We start from the raw sequence: 16274 nt of genomic DNA, 5'->3' as shown, positions 1-16274 counted from the left end.
AAACATGCGCCAGATCGTCCTCGATACCGAAACCACCGGCATCAACCCCAAGCTCGGCAACCGCATCCTCGAGATCGGCTGTGTCGAGCTGGTGAACCGCAAACTCACCGGCAATAATTTTCACCGTTACATCAACCCGCAGCGCGACTCGGAAGAGGGCGCGCTGAATGTCCACGGCCTGACGACCGAGTTCCTGGCGGACAAGCCTGTCTTCCATCAAGTCGTGGAAGAGCTGCGCGAATACATTCGCGGCGCCCAAGTCATCATCCACAACGCGCCGTTCGATCTTGCATTCCTGAACCACGAGTTCCGCCTGCTGAACCTGCCGCCGTTCGACGACCATATCGACGGCGTGATCGACACGCTGGCCCAGGCCAAGGAAATGCGGCCCGGCAAGCGCAACTCGCTCGACGCGCTGTGCGACCACTTCGGCATCTCGAACGCGCACCGCAAGCTGCACGGCGCACTGCTCGACGCGGAACTGCTGGCCGATGTGTACCTGGCGATGACGCGCGGGCAGAACAGCCTGGGCATGGACATCGTCGTCGAAGAAGTGTCAACCGGCATCGACCTGTCGCAGGTGGCGCTGGCCGAGATCTTCGTGCTGCGCGCTGCCGACGACGAGCTGGCGGCCCACGAGGAACTGCTGAACGGTCTGGACAAGGCGGTGAAGGGCGCCTGCGTCTGGCGCACGGCCGCCGTTTGAATACAGCGCCTTGACCGGTTGCAAGTGACCCTCTATAATATTGCTTCTTCGGGAGGTTAGCTCAGGGGTAGAGCACTGCATTCACACTGCAGGGGTCGCAAGTTCGAAACTTGCACTTCCCACCAAGAATTCGTTAATAATCAAGGGCTTACGGCATATGTCGTAGGCCCTTTTTTATTTTAGCAGAAAAAGTCCGGGGAAAGTCCGGAAAACCTGTTTGAACGTCGGTGGATTTTGGCGGACTCAAGAAGGGCTGGATATCGCCGCTTTGTGGCGAAATTGATACGGCCATCGAGAATATTTTTTGGTGTCGAGTGGCTACATTTTGCGGGACTGTCGAGGCAGCTTGGGCTCATTTGCCGAGGTTTACGGCACCGCGCGCTAAGGCGACATTTCCGCATGAAAATTTGTGCGGCTGCAACCAATGTTCTGTAGCTTAATGGCTCGATTCTGCAGTTCTCGTTTAAATGCAACTAACCGAAAGAGCAGGGCATGGCCCTTAACCAATGTCCCGAGCCGATCACACACCGGGTCTACAAGGAAGAGGCGAGGGCTCTGTTCTCGCGTCCCGACAGAAGCATGCCATGGTGATAAGATTGGATCGTTATGACGATCTCCGCCTGGGACCGCGAACCGGTCGCCGCTTTCGAGCAATTCCTTTACAGCAGTGGCTTCGCGCAGACGGCGAAGCGGGCTGCGCCGCCCGTCTCGGCAGCGTCGGCCGAAGTGTACAAATTCATGTTTGGCCGGTTTGCCAAATGGCTGCGGGTGCGCGGTCGCACGTTCTCACAGCTTGCGCCCGGCGACCTGATCGAATTCCTGGGTTCCCGTGATGCGCGGGGCAGGCCGTTACAGAGCAAGATCGCATACCGCTATCTGCGCCTGCTGGAACGCTGCTACGAGCATCTGGACATGGTGCCGAATCCGGCCAGCGCCGCGATCACCATCCTCGGGTCGAACCGGCCAGCGCGCGATCGTGAAATGGTGGCGCTGTCACCTGCGCAGGCAGGGCAGGTCATTGCCGCGAGGCCGGAGCTGACCTCCTGGAAGCGGCAGCGCGACCGGGCCATGCAACTCGTCATGCTGTGCGCAGGTCTCCGGGTGGCAGAAGCGATCGGCTTGCTCGCGAGCGAGGTCGCCACGGTGCCGGAGCAGGATGGCACGTTGCGCATCCGTCTGACTCCGTCGGGCAAGCAGCCGACCAGCCGCCTCCATGAAACGTTCCTGCAGCAAGCCGCGGTGCCGGAAGTGCTCGAGTGGAGCGCGGCGCGACAGCAACTCGGCATTCCAGGGGAGCTGCTGTTCCCGGCGGACGATGAAGGGCGTCCACTGCACAAGAGCACGGTGTACCGCCAGGCACGCAGTGCGTTGAAAGAGGCGGATGTCGCCATGTCGCACGCGGGAGGCCGTACGCTGCGCAATGGTTTCGCGGTGGCTGAACTGCGTGCAGGCACGCCAGAAGAGACGATGCGCAAGCGGCTAGGTCTCGTGCGTGCGCCGGCACTCGATTCCTATCTTAGTGCCGCTCGCAGGCTGCGCGATGGAAAAGCGTAAGGCGGTTTTGTCTGCGTGAGGCTGGATGGATGCGTCCGTTGGGGCAGCAGTCCGCTTGCTGCGCTGAGCGTTTGTGCCACGGGGTGGGGATGCTCTACCTCGACTGAGGCCGGTTGTGCCTGCGCTGCAACGGCGCCGGTGGTCAATGAAACAGAATGACGCAGCTGCGCACTGCGGGCCAATTTAATTGTCAATCAGCCGGCGCATACTTGATGTTCATGCGTCGATCCGCGACGGCCATCGCCCACATATCTGCCTTAGAGCGCCTAACAAAACCCTGTAGCTCAGCAGGCAACAGCCGAGTACACTGAGCAGTGCCGACCGTCCGCTATCGGCCAAGAGCGGACCTATACTCATCCATTAAACGTAAGGAAAAACATGCTGCATCATTTGTCTATCGCTGTCTCTGACCTGAACCGAGCCTCGTCTTTCTACGATGCAGTGCTCGCACCTCTTGGATACGTGCAGGTTTTTGCCGATGACGAGGCTGTCGGCTACGGCTATGCGGGTGGCGGCGATAAGCTATGCCTCAAACTTGCGGATCGAGTCCAGGTTCCAGGCGAAGGGTTTCACCTGGCTTTTGCTGCCACTGAGCCCGAACACATAGACAAATTTCATGCTGCTGCACTCGTCCATGGAGGACAGTGCAATGGGTTGCCGGGGCCTCGTCCTGAGTACGGGAACGGATACTATGCCGCGTTCGTTTTTGATCCTGATGGCTATCGAATCGAAGCGGTCATCAATAAATCTGAATAACGTTTTGGCCGTTAGACTTCCGGACACGAAGTAAAGAGGAATGACTGCTTTGGGTCGAAGGCGGACGTAGCGGTAGGTCCGTAATCGGCCAAAAGCAGCCACTCGCCATAGGCGGCGAAGTTACGCGCTCCTTCTTCGTCTCGATGCTTGTACCTAGGCCTCAGCCATGCTAATTTAGTTAACACGTTAACTAAATGGCGAAATCATGCATCCAGAACCGTTCCACATCACGCTTTCCGCAAATGGCAAAATTGAGGGCAGTCTTTGGGCGACGAATGGCGCCAGGGCAGTAGTGCTTCTGCACCCCGGAACAGCAGTCACGCAACGCTATTACGAACCCTTCGCACGCTACCTGGTGGAACTTGGGTTGAACGTCGTTACTTACGACTACCGTGGCACGGGACGATCGCGACCTGCAAATTTGCGCGGCCTCACTGTTTCGATGTCCGACTGGATGGATGACGATGTGGGCGCAGTTACACGCTGGGCTGCTGCACGCTTTCCCGCCCTACCAATGCTAGCTGTTGGACATAGTTTGGGCGGGCATGCTCTTGCTCTATCAGAAGATACGAATTCGCTTCGCGCAGCCGTACTGGTCGCTTCACACGCTGGGGTGACTGCCTCAATTCGCGGAGTTGCAGAACGAATTAAGGTATGGATAATCATGCGTGTCCTTGCTCCGCTGCTCTGCGCAGTGCTCGGATACATGCCAGGACGCAAGCTGGGACTTGGCGAAGACTTGCCGCGTGATGTGATGCTTCAATGGAGCCACTGGACTACTCTGCCGCGCTACTTCTTTGATGACCCTGCAATGGACGCCGAGCGGCGCATGGCTCGCGTGCAAATACCCCTTCTCGTATTGGGCTTCAATGACGACCCCTGGGCCAACCCAGACGCAATCAGTATGCTCATCGCACCACTTACCAACGCAAAAATAGAGCGGCATCAGATTGCGCCGCGTGACGCTAATATGCAGGTCATCGAGCACATGGGGTTTTTCCGTAAACGTTCAGCAGAACGCCTATGGCCTCAGATTGGGTCTTGGTTACTGGACCAACTAAACCATGTTGATATCCAGCCCGCCAGCGTTGCCGGTGATTTGCGAACAAAACAGGGTACGAAATGAGCAAGGAGGCCAAATCTCCGCGCTTCGTTTTTCTGGTAAATCAGGCCTACCGAAAACTGCAACGCTGGACTGAGACTAGGCCTGGAACGTGGGAAGGGATTAGCACAGCTCAAGTTGGGCTTCTTTTTTTGCTGGCATCGCGCAACCAAGCCACGATTGGCGAGATTGCCCAAGCATTGCAGGTAGCTCCCGCAGCCACTACCAACCTCTCCAAGCGCATGGAGGCTTCGGGGCTAATCGAACGCATTGCTGACCAGGATGACGGCAGGATAACTCGGTTGCGACTTACGCAATCCGGCGAGGATGCGAGTGCACAAAGCAGAGAGATGCTCAAGGAGCTAAACAAACGGATAAGCGACGGTTTCTCTAGCGAAGAATTGGCTACCGTTGCGCGTTGGCTCTCACACGTTAACGACTTAGAGCTGTAATTACAACTTTATTTCACCGTCTGCTTTGGGTCGATAGCGGACGTACGCGGCCTCAGTCCGGGCACTAACATGGCGTCCGTATTCGTAGACGGACCGATGCCATGGCCCGAGCACTTCGTCCCGAAGAGCTGAGGTCGCTTATTGAAGCCCATCTCCCGATCCATCACCGATCGCCTAAAGGCGGACGGCCACGTATTGATGATCGCGCGGCTATGACGGGAATTCTGTTTGTCCTCAAGACCGGAATACCCTGGGAGTAGCTGCCGCGCGAACTCGGCTGCGGCAATGGCATGGCATGCTGGCGTCACCTTCACGAACGGATGCGGGCCGGCGTTGGCAGCGCGTCCACGAGGCGATTCTTCGACGGCTCCGAGAGCAGGACCAGATCATGTGGGATCGGGCTTGCGTTGACGCTGCGAGCGTACCGGCACCTGCCGGAGGCGAGCACACGGGCCGAAACCCAACCGATCGCGGCAAAGTCGGAAGCAAACATCGTTTGCTGGTGGATGAGCGTGGGCTTCCACTAGTAGCTCAGATTTCGGGCGCGCAGGTACACGACTCGCGTTTCCTAATCCCTTTGGTAGAGTCAATCCCGGCAGTTAAAGGGCTGGCAGGCCAAGCTCGCAAACGTCCAGGTAAGCTGCATGCTGATCGAGCGTACGTTTCGAAAGCCCATCGGGCTTGGTTGCGCAGTCGAGGCAGCGCAGCTCGTATTGCGCGTTATGGCGTCGAGTCGCGCGAGAGACTAGGCCGGTGGCGTTGGGTCGTCGAACGAACCTCGGGTTGGCTACATCGCTCGCGCAGATTGCGCATTCGATCTGAGCGGCGAGCAGAGATGCATCAGGCGTTCTTGTCGCTTGCCTGCTCGCTGATCTGTTGGCGGTACGTCGAGAGGTTTTGTTAGGCGCCCTTAGCGTTGCCGCTTGAACGTTCGTTATAGTTCAAACACCAAAGGACCGAATGCGACCAAAAGTGACCTCATAGCCTAACGAATTAGTTGCACCGGTGGATCAAGTGCGTGTATACCTATCTCGTACCCAATTTCTGGGCCATGGTCGATGTGCGGAGCATATTTTTGCAGGAGGCAGCGTGTCAGCACCGCCAAAGCCGGACAATGAAGCGGAACGTTTAGCGGCGCTATACGAACTCCTGATGCTCGACACTCTGGAGGAGGTAGAGTTCGACAAGATCGTCGACGCCGCAGCTGAGTATTTCGCCGTGCCGATGGCATCCATAGGATTGCTCGACGAAGATCGCCAATGGATCAAGGCGGCGGTCGGCTTCGGCAGTATCATCGAGGTACCACGAGATGTATCGTTTTGCGGCCACGCGATATTGCGTCGGGAAGTAATGCTTGTGGCCGACACAAGCCTGGATGTGCGCTTTGCCGACAATCCTTTTGTACTTGGGGCGCCATTCATTCGATTCGTCGCCGACGCGCCGATCTTTCTTCCCTCTGGCTACGCAGTCGGCAGCCTATGCATTATGGACGTCGTACCGCGCCGTTTAGATGCCGCTGATCTGGCTGCGCTCTTGGCCTTGCGTGATCGTGCATTGGCGCTGTTCATCACGCGGCAACGCCCAATACGTAAGTGACTGTGCCGTTGTACACGTGAAGCGCTGACGTTGCACTAGCGTCAGCGTGGTCTGTCACTGCCTTTTTAGCCACATGAAAATGTCTCGAAGTCTTGTGTGCGGAATGTCTTGTTTCGGCCAAAGGGGACTTGTACAAACGAGCACATTGAGTCATGAGGGAAGTTACATGTCTCTGACGAAAACTTGAAGACCTTGCTGGTGCGCTCACGACTGCGACTAGTCATACGCCGGAGGAGTAACCAACATCGCGTTCCTTGACGCATGGATCGCTATGGCTGACCTTATGGATTCATGGACCAACATTCGACCGCATCTGATGCGATACGTGGGACATGTAGACCTCATCGATGCTCGATTACAAGTGGCGTTCGCTGCTTCGCATCCAACGAAAAAGACAAAGGCCGCAATGCGATCCTGGCGATCATAACTTGGGCGTGAAGCAGCCCCGAAACGGCTGAAGGTCCGTCTCGGGTCGCAGCCGGCCTGACAGCGACCGGCCGATGCCGACGCAAGGCGGCAATGCCCGCGCCGCCCAGTTCCGCTGCGCTACCTCTTCGGTGTCAGCTTCAGGAGCCGGCCGCTCGCACCGTCCTCCAGCAGCCATAGCGCGCCATCCGGCCCGGTGCGAACAGCGCGGATGCGTTCGCCCATGTCCCAATGGTCCACCTTGCTGGCGTTCTCGCCGTCGAGGGCGATGCGGTCCAGCGACTTGCCCGAGAGACCGGTGATGAAGAGGGAATTTTTCCACTTCGGGAACAGGTCGGCATCGTAGTAGGCGAGGCCGCCTGGTGAAATGGCCGGATTCCAGGACACTTTCGGGGCTTCGAAGCCGTCGCCAGGCGCGTGGTCGGGGATGTCCCGGCCGTCATAGTGGTTGCCATTCGATGCTTTCGGCCAGCCATAGTTGAGGCCTGGTGCGATCAGGTTGATCTCGTCGCCAACGCGCGGTCCCATTTCCATTTCCCATAACCGCCCCTGCCTGTCGAAGGCCGTGCCCAGCAGATTGCGGTGGCCATACGACCAGACGGATCCATGGAAGCCCCTGGCCGCGAACGGGTTGCCGGCAGCTGGCGTGCCGTCGAGGTTCAGGCGCAGCATCTTGCCGAGCGTCGACCTGGGGTCTTGCGCCGGATCGAAAAGCTGGCGGTCGCCACTGGTGAAGAAGAGGTACTTGCCATCCGGCGATAAGGCAATACGGCCCGAATAGTGCCCGCCAGTCGACGCATCCTGGCCGCGGAAAATGACCTTTGGATCCTTGAGCGTGCCGCCGGCCTGATCCAGGGTCGCCGTGGCGAGCACGACCCGGCTGTCGGCACTGGGAGCCGCCTCGGAGTAGCTGAAGTAGATCAGCTTGCTGGACGCGAAATCGGCAGCGGGCATGATGTCCATGAGCGCGCCCTGGCCTTTGCTGCTGACGGCGGGTGTGCCGGACACGGTGCGCCTGGTACCGGTGGCGGGATCGAACAGGATCATCGTCCCCTCTTTCTGCGTCACCAGCACGTTGCCGTCGGGCAGGAATGCCATGGCCCAGGGGCTCTTGAATGTGACGACTGGCTTGACCTGGAAAGGCAGGCCGCCGGTCGCTGTGGCACTGGCCTGCGCGTCCGCGGCCGTCGCGGCAGGGGCGACTGCGAGCAGGGTGAGCGAGAAAGTGGTGGCAAGGCCGAGCATGCATCCATTCGCGGGTCGATGCCCGGTTGTTTAGACGAGAGGTAGGTCAACGTGCGCCGGGGTAGGCATGCCGATGCCTTCAGCACGGACGCTTTGACGGCAGCCACCTTCAAGTTGGCGGTGCGCCTGGCATAGTTATTACGACTGTGTGCGCAGACGTCGCAATCGCGTCGCGAAGTATGCGTCGGCGCTGTCAATGTAAAGGGGCGGCAGGAAGTGTAGAGCAAAACGTCCATTACAGACGCTGCGCTGGTCGCGGCGGGCTCATTCTGCGCCTCGGCCGGGCAGCACGCTGCGCGTGACACTCTGTGACTTTTCCGCGATCGCAAGCTGATAGCATTAGCCCCATGTCAGATTAGGCAGAAGCAATCGTTAAGCGCTATATGACCACAAAGACCGAACGGCCCGAATGCAACAGGCACGACCATGTGCACGCCGCCTATGTGAACGCTGCTATAAAGATCAAACAGGAATTGGGATTGCGGAGAGCTGAGGATTTTTTGATACGTGAGGGGGTTCCTCGCAGTGTCATCGATAGGGTGTTGCATGCTAAGGGACCCGCTAGAGCAACCACAACGTAAGTCTGCTAGCGATGTCACCCCGACTCTGCAACGATCTGCGGCCTTGTGGCCCGCCCGTTTCGCCTACGCTATGCATCGAGTGGCTTGGCGCAGTCGAAAGCACATAGACTTCCTAGGAACAACCGGACGCGACGCGCAGGGATCGGCATCACTTCTACAGATTCTCTACCAAAAAATCGATAAAGCTACGCAGCTTCAGCGGCTGGTGGCGCCGGCTCGGATAAACGGCAAACAGGTGGCCCTGGTAGGCTTTCCCTGCGTCGCCGTAGTGAACCAAGCGGCCACTGGCGAGGTCATCGGACACGAGCCAGCTGGGCAAAAATGCGGCGCCGATTCCCGCCAACACCGCGTGATAGCTCAAGGTGGTATCGCTTGAGCGCATCGCCACCGGCTGCTCCGGGCCCACGAGCATCCCGGCCGCTGGCATCTTGGGTCGCCCGAATTGCATGTGGTTCGGCATGATCAATGCGGGCAGGTGGAGGGCGGCAGCATGGTTTTGCGTAGCCGATTGGGCGAGGAATTCCGGCTTGGCCACGCAGTAAAACGCGACTTCGCACAGCTGCCGCGAAATCAGACTCTGGGAATCGTCGTTATTCATGCGCAGTGCCAGATCAAAGCCTTCGGCCACCAAGTCGACCATGCGGTTTTCCAGGTAGACGTCCAGCCGGACCTCGGGGTAGCGCTGCCGGTAGTCGGCGATCAGCGCGGCGAAGCGGGGGGTTGCGATCCACACGGGCGCGCTGATCTTCAACTCGCCACGCGGCGGACCGCTGACATGACTGACTGCAGCCACCCCGGCATCGAGGATGTCGAGCGCCTGCATGGCATGCTCGTGGAAGATTCTGCCGGCCTCGGTGAGACTCATGCTGCGGCTGGTGCGGTTCAGCAGGCGCGCGGCCAGGCCGCGTTCCAGGCGCGCCAGGTGCTTACTGACCATCGGCGGCGCCATGCCAAGGCGATTGCCCGCAGCGGTCAAGCCGCCGCTCTCGACAATCTCGCAAAAAACGCGCAAACCGGTCAGGTCGTTCATCGTGAAGGTTTCCTTGTGGGGAAATGGTGATTTGCCGATGCGCACATCGATTTCCAGGATCGGAAAGCATAGCATCACCTTTCCGATCACTTCCCATTTCACCGCGCATGACTTCACTTGTACGTTCGACCGATCACCGCTACTTGTCCGCAGGACTGTGGCTGGCCCAGGCTGCTGTGGCGCTGGTATTCGCCATGTCTGGCCTGATCAAACTGTTTATGCCGATGGCCGAACTGACCGCCATGATGACGTGGCCGGGCGACTATCCGGCGCCGTCTGTGCGGACAATCGGTGTGGTCGATCTGCTAGGCGCTGTCGGCGTGCTGCTGCCGTCATTGACACGCATCCGGCCACAGCTGGCCGTGGTTGCGGCAGGCTGCTGCGCGCTGCTGCAGATCCTGGCGATCGGTTTTCATGCGAGCCGTGGCGAATTCTCCGTGTTGCCGCTCAATCTTGTACTGCTACCGCTGTGCGTGCTGGTGTTGTGGGGGCGCGGAAAACGGTTGCCGATCACGCACCGCGCTGCGGGCGCGGCGTGAGCGCCGGTAAACGATGGGATACGTCATCGAGCTTCAGTCATCGCTGGTTCCTCTGCTGCGCGTCGCCAGATAACGCGCCGGCGTCTGCCCCAGCGCTTTGCGGAACATGAGCACGAAATTGCTCGCGTTGTCGTAACCGAGACCCTCCGCCACGTCTTGCACTTTCGCGCCCTTGGCCATCCACTGCAGAGCGATCAACAGCTGCAATTGCCGGCGCCAGCGTCCGAAGCTCATGCCGGTCTCGCGGGTGACAAGACGGGATAACGTGCGTGGGCTGATGTCCAACCGCTGCGCCCATGCGGCGATGCTCGTGGGAGCGGCAGGCGCCGCCATGATGCCGTCGATCAGCTTGCGCAGCCGTCTGTCTGCCGGCATGGGAAGGTGCACACCGCCAGGCTGCGCCAGCGCCACTTCCTCGAGCAGGAGCGCCATGATCCGCGACGGCATGGCGCCCTGGTCGTAGTGCATGGGGAATGCCGCGGAGCGGATCACCAGCTCGCGCAGCAGCGGCGTCACGGACAGGGTGCAGCATTGGTGCGGCATGGCTTCACACGCCGCACTATCGACATAGACGACGTAGCAGGCGACCGTGCCGGACGTCTCCATCCGGTGCGGTACGCCGCCAGGTACCCAGATCGCGCCCCCGGGCGGTACGAGCCAGAAGCCGCCCGCCACCTCGCACGTCAGCACACCGCGCAACCAGAGCAGGAACTGGCCTTTGCGATGCTGGTGGAACTGTGACGCTACGCCCTGTTGGATATGACCAGGGCTTGGCGCCGCAGACCCGTCAACGACGTTGGCATCGACGTCGATAGCACCCACTGTGATGACTGGCCGCGCGACGAGATCAGGGTCTTCCCAATCGATGTTGGTGGTATCGCCGAAGATTGGCATAGGGACTCGACTGAGAACTCGGTGGCCAGAAATCACTATAACATGGCCGGATACCACCTTGTGGTCATTGGTCGCTATATCTACCATGACAGCCGATAAAACGACCATGAGCTAAACGGTATGAAAAGAACGAAGAGCATCCTGATTTGCGGCGCAGGCGTTGCCGGGCCTGCCTGCGCATGGTGGCTAAAACGCTACGGGTTCAAGGTGGTGGTTGCCGAAAAGGCCGCCAGTTTCAGGGAGGGCGGGCAAAACGTCGACGTGAAAGGTGCCGGACAGCAGGTCATCGCGATGATGAACCTGACGATGCAAATCGATGCGATGAACACTGGCGAATGCGGGCAGAAATGGCTGGATGCGGCGGGCAGGGTGCTGGCCACCCTGCCGAAGGGCAGCGTGGGAGGACTGACGAGCGACTTTGAGATACTGCGCGGCAACCTGGCCCGCATTCTGTTCGATGCGACGCGCGATGCCTGCGATTACCGCTTCGGCACGTCCGTCGTGGCGCTGGACGAGAGCGCGGAAGGTGTATGGGTCACTTTCGCCACCGGCGCAGTGGAGGAATTCGCGATGGTGATCTGCGCCGACGGGGTGGGCTCGTCGACGCGGGCCCTGGCGCTGGCCAAGCAAACCAGGTTGCGCTATTTGGGCGCCTACATGGCGTTCTTTACTATCCCGCGGCGCGCCGGAGACGATTCATGGGCGTACTCGGTCAACGGTATTGGCGGCACCATGATCCACCTGCGCCCCGGAGGGCTTGCCAACACCACCGTTCTGGTGACATTTCCGGCCGCGCCGCCAGCCCCGCACGAGAAGCAGGTCAACTCAGTGCATGACGCCCGCCACATGCTGCGTGCGGCCTTGAGTGGCCGCGGCACGGTCGCGGAACGCATCGTCGGCGAACTTGATGCGGTCCGGGACTTTTATTTTGGTCCCATGAGCCAGGTACAAGCGTCACATTGGTCGTCAGGCCGGTTGGTCCTTCTTGGCGATGCGGCCCATTGCCCGACACCTTTTACCGGCAAGGGCACAGCGTTGGCGCTCGTCGGTGCCTATGTGCTGGCTGGAGAAATCATGCGGTGCGCATCCCACACCGAAGCGTTCGACGCATATGAAACCATCCTGCGCCCATACGTTGAGAAGACCCAGCAGGAACTAACCCCGCGGCTGGTGCGGATGCTGCATGTGAAGACGCGTTCTGGTATCGCCATCGCCCGGTTTGTCCAGCGCCTGCTTGGAAGCAGGTTCATCCAGTACTTGCTCGCACCGAGGGCCGTGGCCCACGCGCGCAGCGTAGAGGCCGATTTTGCATTGCCGCGCTACCAGACCGATGCATAGCATCGTGGTTGATGTCTTCACTAGCTACTCTCTTCCGGCAACATTGGGCTAAGCGTTGAGGCCGACACGGTTGCCGTGATAGAACCGCGAAGTCCGTCGCTAGCCGAGATGCCAAGTCGACGCAACTAGCTCAGCCTGCCGGAAGCCGAGGGATGCCTGTTACTGCCGCGGCGCGGTGCGTGACGCCAACTCAATGCTCGAAGTGGTGGTCCTACGTGCGGGCGACGGCCTCCAGCCCCGTCACGAGTCGATCGACTTGCGCATTGGACGTGAAAATCGACGGGGTGACCCGCACGCATGCACCGGATGCCAGGCCATCGCGCCACACGGCGAACACGCCATGCTCGCGCAACAGTCGTCGTGACAGCGCTGCGTTGTCGGCGACCGACGTCTGTCCGTGCACGCGGAACGATGCAATGGCGCTGGTCAGACGCGGATCGGCCGCGGCAAGCAACTGCACGCCGCCGATGTCGCGCGCGGCATCGACCCAGCGATTACGCAGATGGTGCAAGCGCGCCTGCTTGTTGGCGACGCCGATCTGCTCGTGCAGCTGCAAGGCCAGGGGCAGGGACAGGTAGGCGGCGAAGTTGATGGTGCCGGTGTGGATGCGCGTGCGGATGTCGTCGCCGTCGGACTCACCCATGTAGGGATCGATGGCGCGTACCCGGCCACGCCGGATGTAGATCGCACCGATCCCCACCGGCGCGCCGATCCACTTGTGCAGGTTGATGCCGGCAAAGTCGACCTGCAGATCCGGGATGCGCATGTCCAGCTGGCCAAAGCCGTGGGCCGTATCGCAGATCACGTCGATGCCGCGCGTGCGTGCCATGCTGCCGATTTCCGCGACGGGCAGCACCATTCCGTTGCGGTGGTTGACGTGCGTGAGCAGCATCATGCGCAGCTTCGGATACATCGCGATGGCCTGCGCATAACAGTCGATCACCGCGTCGTATGTCGCCGGCTCGGGCAGGGCGATGCGCACCACGTTGACGCCGCGGCGCTGCCGCAGCCAGTGCATCGTGGTCAGCATGTTGTCGTAGTCGATGTCCGCGCACAGCACCGTGTCGCCACGTTCCAGTCGGTTGTAGCCGCCGATCAGTGCCTGCAGCGCCTCAGTGGCACCGAGAGTCAGCACCACTTCGTCCTGGTGCACGCCGAGTGCGTTCGCCACGGCGCCGCGGGCGGCTTCGTACTCGGCAGGAAATTCCAGGCGGCCATACAGCGCGTTGCCGCGATTGACCTCCTCCACGTGCCGCTGGTAGGCAGCGACTACGGGCCGGGCCATCGATCCCCAATACCCATTGTCCAGCATGGCGACATCGTCGGTGACGTCGTACTGCGCAGCGACGCGCTGCCAGTACGCGTCATCCGTGGCCAGCGCAGCCGGCGCCACGGCGGGCGGCGTCAATGCCGCCAGCAATGGCGCGGACGCCGAGGTGAACGCGGCTGCAACGCCTGGCGTGGCCGCAGTTGCCCCGGCTGCGGCCAGGGGCAGCATGGCACTGGCGCTGGCCATCAGCCAGGCGCGGCGTTTCAGATCGGGCACGTTCAAAACTTCACCGTGTAGTCCACGTACAGGTTGCGGCCATCGGTGTCGTACGGCGCGTTGCGCGAATAGATCAGCCCGCGGCTGGCCTGGAACACCGCTTCGTCGGGATACTTGTCGAACACGTTGTCGATGCCGAAACGCAGGGTCTGTTTCGGCGTGACCTTCCAGCTGGCGGCCAGGTCGACAAAGCGCATGGCGCCGAAGCGCTGGAAGATGTCACCGGTGGCGTTGCCGGTGCTGTCGGTCCAAGATCCGTAGTGACGCAGCCGTGCCAGCACGCTCCAGGCGCTGCGATCGTAGGTGGCGCCGACGGTGGCCTTCTGGCGCGGCAGGCGCTCTTCGAACACGATGCGCTGGCTTGCATTGGTGGCGACGGCCGACTTGCCGCCGTCGACCTGCGTGCGGTTGTAGTTCCAGGCCAGTGTCAGATTGAGCTTGCCGTCGCCGAGCCGGCTCAGGTGGCTGCCGACCACGTCGACCCCCTGGGTGGTGGTGTCGAAGTCGTTGGTAAAGTAGGTGACCGAGGTATAGCGCAGCGGATTGGCGACGGTGCTCGGCACGGCGAACGCGGCGGACGTACTGAAGCGATCGCGCACCTTGATGTCGTACAGATCGACGGAGCCGGACAAGCCGCTGCTGTTCTTCCACGTGATGCCGAGCGACAGGTTCTTCGATTTCTCCGGTTGCAGTGGCTGCGCTCCCAGCAGGACGGCGAGCGGGTCGGTGTTCGACAGGCGGCCGCTGGAGAACACCAGCAGGGTCTTGGTGTCGAGACCCTGGCTGGTGCTGTTGGTATTGAGCTGGCCTGGCGTGGGCGCGCGGAAGCCCGTGGAATACGAGCCGCGCAGCGCAAAGTCGGGCGTGATGGCGAAGCGTGCCGACAGTTTGCCGTTGACCGTGTCGCCGAATTCGGAGAAGTCCTCGTAGCGCAGGGCGCCACCCACCGTGAAGCGTTCGTCGACGGGGACTTCGACATCGAGATAGGCGGCATAGCTGTCCTGGTCCCAGCGGCCAGCCTGTGCCGTGCTGAAGCCGGGAGCGCCGTTGGCATTCGCATCGAGGCCAAGAGCGGCACCCGGGCCGACCGCAAACGACGCCGGATCGCCGGCCTTGACCCCATAACGCTCGTTGCGGTATTCCGCCCCGAACCCGATATTCACGGGCTGCGCCATGCCCGCCACGTTCCACGCGTGGCTGAAATTAGCGTTGACGAGCTTTTCCTCCTGCGTCAGGCGACCCAGGTAGAACGATGTCGGACTGGCCGGTCCGAGCGAGGCGTTGATGGAATTGTGCATGCCGTAGTCGATTGCGTTTCGGCCGTACGACGCGCTCACGTCCCACGAAAATGCATCGCCGAACTGGCCGCGCACGCCGGCCAACACATGGGCGTCGTCCTGCTCGTTGGTGTACTGCGGGCTGAAGCCGGTAGGATAGATCGACCGGAGGTCCCAGCCCGGGAAGGCGGTGGTGCGCTTGTAGACACTGGTGCTGGTATCGGGATTGCGCCAGTTGAAGTCCGAGGTGCCTTCGCTGTGCGCCAACAGGCCGTAGCCGTAGGCCACCATATCACGGCCCAGGTCCACGCTGGCATTGAAGCCGAGACGCTGGCTTTCCAGGTCGGGCTGGCCCCAGCGCTGGACCGGGTTGGGAACGTTCAGTTCAGGATGCGCGGCCTGCAGGGCGATGGCGTCGGCGCGCTGGCGTGTGCGCGAGGTCGGGGCGGACTGCGCCGCTTCCGCAAACAGGTTGAGGCGGCCGGTCTCGCCGAACACCAGGCCATACTTGGCGCGCAGCTCGTTGGCCTTGCCGTCGGCTTCGCTGTACTGGGAATGCTGGGCGGTGATTTCGCCACCGGGTGCGTCGTCCAGGATGATGTTGATGACACCGGCGATCGCATCGGAGCCATACTGTGCCGAGGCACCGTCGCGCAGCACCTCGATGCGCTTGATGGCGCTGGCGGGAATCTGCGCCAGGTCGGGCGCCTGTGCGCCACGCGCCCCGAGCAGGGCGCTTCGGTGGAAGCGGCGGCCATTGACCAGCACCAGCGTCTGGTCCGGCGACAGGCCGCGCAGCGTGGCGGGGCGCACGAAGACCTGGCCGTCGGCCATCGGCAGCCGCTGCACCACGTAGGACGGCACCAGCTGCGCCAGAACGTCGTTCAGGTCAGACGATTCGACGGCGGCGATGTCTTCCCGGGTGAACACGTCAACCGGTGCCAGCGTGTCGAACTGCGTACGGTTGCTGGCGCGCGTGCCCGTCACGATGACCGACTGACTTGCCCCAGCGGTGGCGAGTGCGGCGTCGGCCGTCTCGGTGGTTTGCGCATGGACGGGGATCAGAGCGTGACTGGCATACAGGGCTACGGCGCTGGCGATGAGGCTGCGTTGGAAATTCATTGGCAAGTTGTCGGTGGTTGAACGGGTGTGCCAACGCGTCTGCGGTTGAGCAGCGAGTCGGCAGGGCGGCAGGGCGGCAGCCTACAGCGCAAATGTTTCCTGTGTATGAA

General features: G+C 61.1%; 13 protein-coding genes, 1 tRNA gene and 1 pseudogene. 10 read left to right on the top strand and 5 right to left on the bottom strand.

The window, feature by feature from the left end; all coding sequences use genetic code 11:
- Positions 1 to 4 precede the first annotated feature (4 nt).
- From dnaQ to IP91_RS01915, 8 genes and pseudogenes are all read left to right on the top strand, one after another.
- Positions 5 to 706, top strand: coding sequence for a DNA polymerase III subunit epsilon (gene dnaQ / locus IP91_RS01950; RefSeq protein WP_145647083.1), 702 nt, complete (start codon positions 5 to 7; stop codon positions 704 to 706).
- 50 nt (positions 707 to 756) lie between these two features.
- A tRNA-Val gene (locus IP91_RS01945) sits at positions 757 to 831 on the top strand.
- 481 nt (positions 832 to 1312) lie between these two features.
- Positions 1313 to 2260 (top strand): tyrosine-type recombinase/integrase, encoded by a 948-nt coding sequence (locus IP91_RS01940; protein ID WP_145647082.1) that lies wholly within the window; start codon positions 1313 to 1315, stop codon positions 2258 to 2260.
- A gap of 378 nt (positions 2261 to 2638) precedes the next feature.
- Positions 2639 to 3016, top strand: coding sequence for a VOC family protein (locus IP91_RS01935; protein ID WP_145647081.1), 378 nt, complete (start codon positions 2639 to 2641; stop codon positions 3014 to 3016).
- Positions 3017 to 3221: 205 nt separating this feature from the next.
- Positions 3222 to 4142: an alpha/beta hydrolase family protein gene (locus tag IP91_RS01930; RefSeq protein WP_145647080.1), complete on the top strand. Its 921-nt coding sequence runs from the start codon at positions 3222 to 3224 to the stop codon at positions 4140 to 4142.
- On the top strand, positions 4139 to 4570 hold the full coding sequence (locus IP91_RS01925; RefSeq protein ID WP_145647079.1) for a MarR family winged helix-turn-helix transcriptional regulator: 432 nt from the start codon (positions 4139 to 4141) through the stop codon (positions 4568 to 4570). The genes IP91_RS01930 and IP91_RS01925 overlap by 4 nt, the downstream gene beginning before the upstream one ends.
- Before the next feature lie 101 nt (positions 4571 to 4671).
- A pseudogene (locus tag IP91_RS01920) lies at positions 4672 to 5474 on the top strand (IS5 family transposase).
- 185 nt (positions 5475 to 5659) lie between these two features.
- Positions 5660 to 6166: a GAF domain-containing protein gene (locus IP91_RS01915; RefSeq protein WP_145647078.1), complete on the top strand. Its 507-nt coding sequence runs from the start codon at positions 5660 to 5662 to the stop codon at positions 6164 to 6166.
- Positions 6167 to 6712: 546 nt separating this feature from the next.
- Here IP91_RS01915 and IP91_RS01910 read toward each other — a convergent pair.
- Together IP91_RS01910 and IP91_RS01905 are read right to left on the bottom strand one after the other, a co-directional pair.
- Entirely contained in the window at positions 6713 to 7837 is a 1125-nt protein-coding gene (locus IP91_RS01910; protein WP_145647077.1) for a PQQ-dependent sugar dehydrogenase, read from the bottom strand.
- Positions 7838 to 8572: 735 nt separating this feature from the next.
- Complete coding sequence (locus tag IP91_RS01905) at positions 8573 to 9550, bottom strand: LysR family transcriptional regulator (protein ID WP_229473740.1); 978 nt, start codon at positions 9548 to 9550, stop codon at positions 8573 to 8575.
- Between the two features lie 5 nt (positions 9551 to 9555).
- On the opposite strand from IP91_RS01905, the gene IP91_RS01900 reads away from it, so the two are divergent.
- Positions 9556 to 9987, top strand: coding sequence for a DoxX family protein (locus tag IP91_RS01900; RefSeq protein ID WP_145647076.1), 432 nt, complete (start codon positions 9556 to 9558; stop codon positions 9985 to 9987).
- Positions 9988 to 10020: 33 nt separating this feature from the next.
- On the opposite strand, the gene IP91_RS01895 is transcribed toward IP91_RS01900, so the two are convergent.
- A complete protein-coding gene (locus IP91_RS01895; RefSeq protein ID WP_145647075.1) occupies positions 10021 to 10881 on the bottom strand; it encodes an AraC family transcriptional regulator in 861 nt (286 codons plus the stop codon).
- Positions 10882 to 11001: 120 nt separating this feature from the next.
- Here IP91_RS01895 and IP91_RS01890 point away from each other — a divergent pair, with 120 nt between their 5' ends.
- Positions 11002 to 12219, top strand: coding sequence for an FAD-dependent monooxygenase (locus IP91_RS01890; RefSeq protein ID WP_145647074.1), 1218 nt, complete (start codon positions 11002 to 11004; stop codon positions 12217 to 12219).
- Positions 12220 to 12430: 211 nt separating this feature from the next.
- On the opposite strand, the gene IP91_RS01885 is transcribed toward IP91_RS01890, so the two are convergent.
- Together IP91_RS01885 and IP91_RS01880 are read right to left on the bottom strand one after the other, a co-directional pair.
- Positions 12431 to 13765, bottom strand: coding sequence for an aminotransferase class V-fold PLP-dependent enzyme (locus IP91_RS01885; protein WP_229473737.1), 1335 nt, complete (start codon positions 13763 to 13765; stop codon positions 12431 to 12433).
- A gap of 2 nt (positions 13766 to 13767) precedes the next feature.
- Positions 13768 to 16164: a TonB-dependent receptor plug domain-containing protein gene (locus IP91_RS01880; protein ID WP_145647073.1), complete on the bottom strand. Its 2397-nt coding sequence runs from the start codon at positions 16162 to 16164 to the stop codon at positions 13768 to 13770.
- Between the last annotated feature and the right edge of the window lie 110 nt (positions 16165 to 16274).

The sequence above is a fragment of the Pseudoduganella lurida genome (assembly GCF_007830455.1).
GTDB classification, from domain to species: Bacteria; Pseudomonadota; Gammaproteobacteria; order Burkholderiales; family Burkholderiaceae_D; genus Rugamonas; species Rugamonas lurida.
This window is presented reverse-complemented; position numbering and strand designations above follow the sequence as displayed.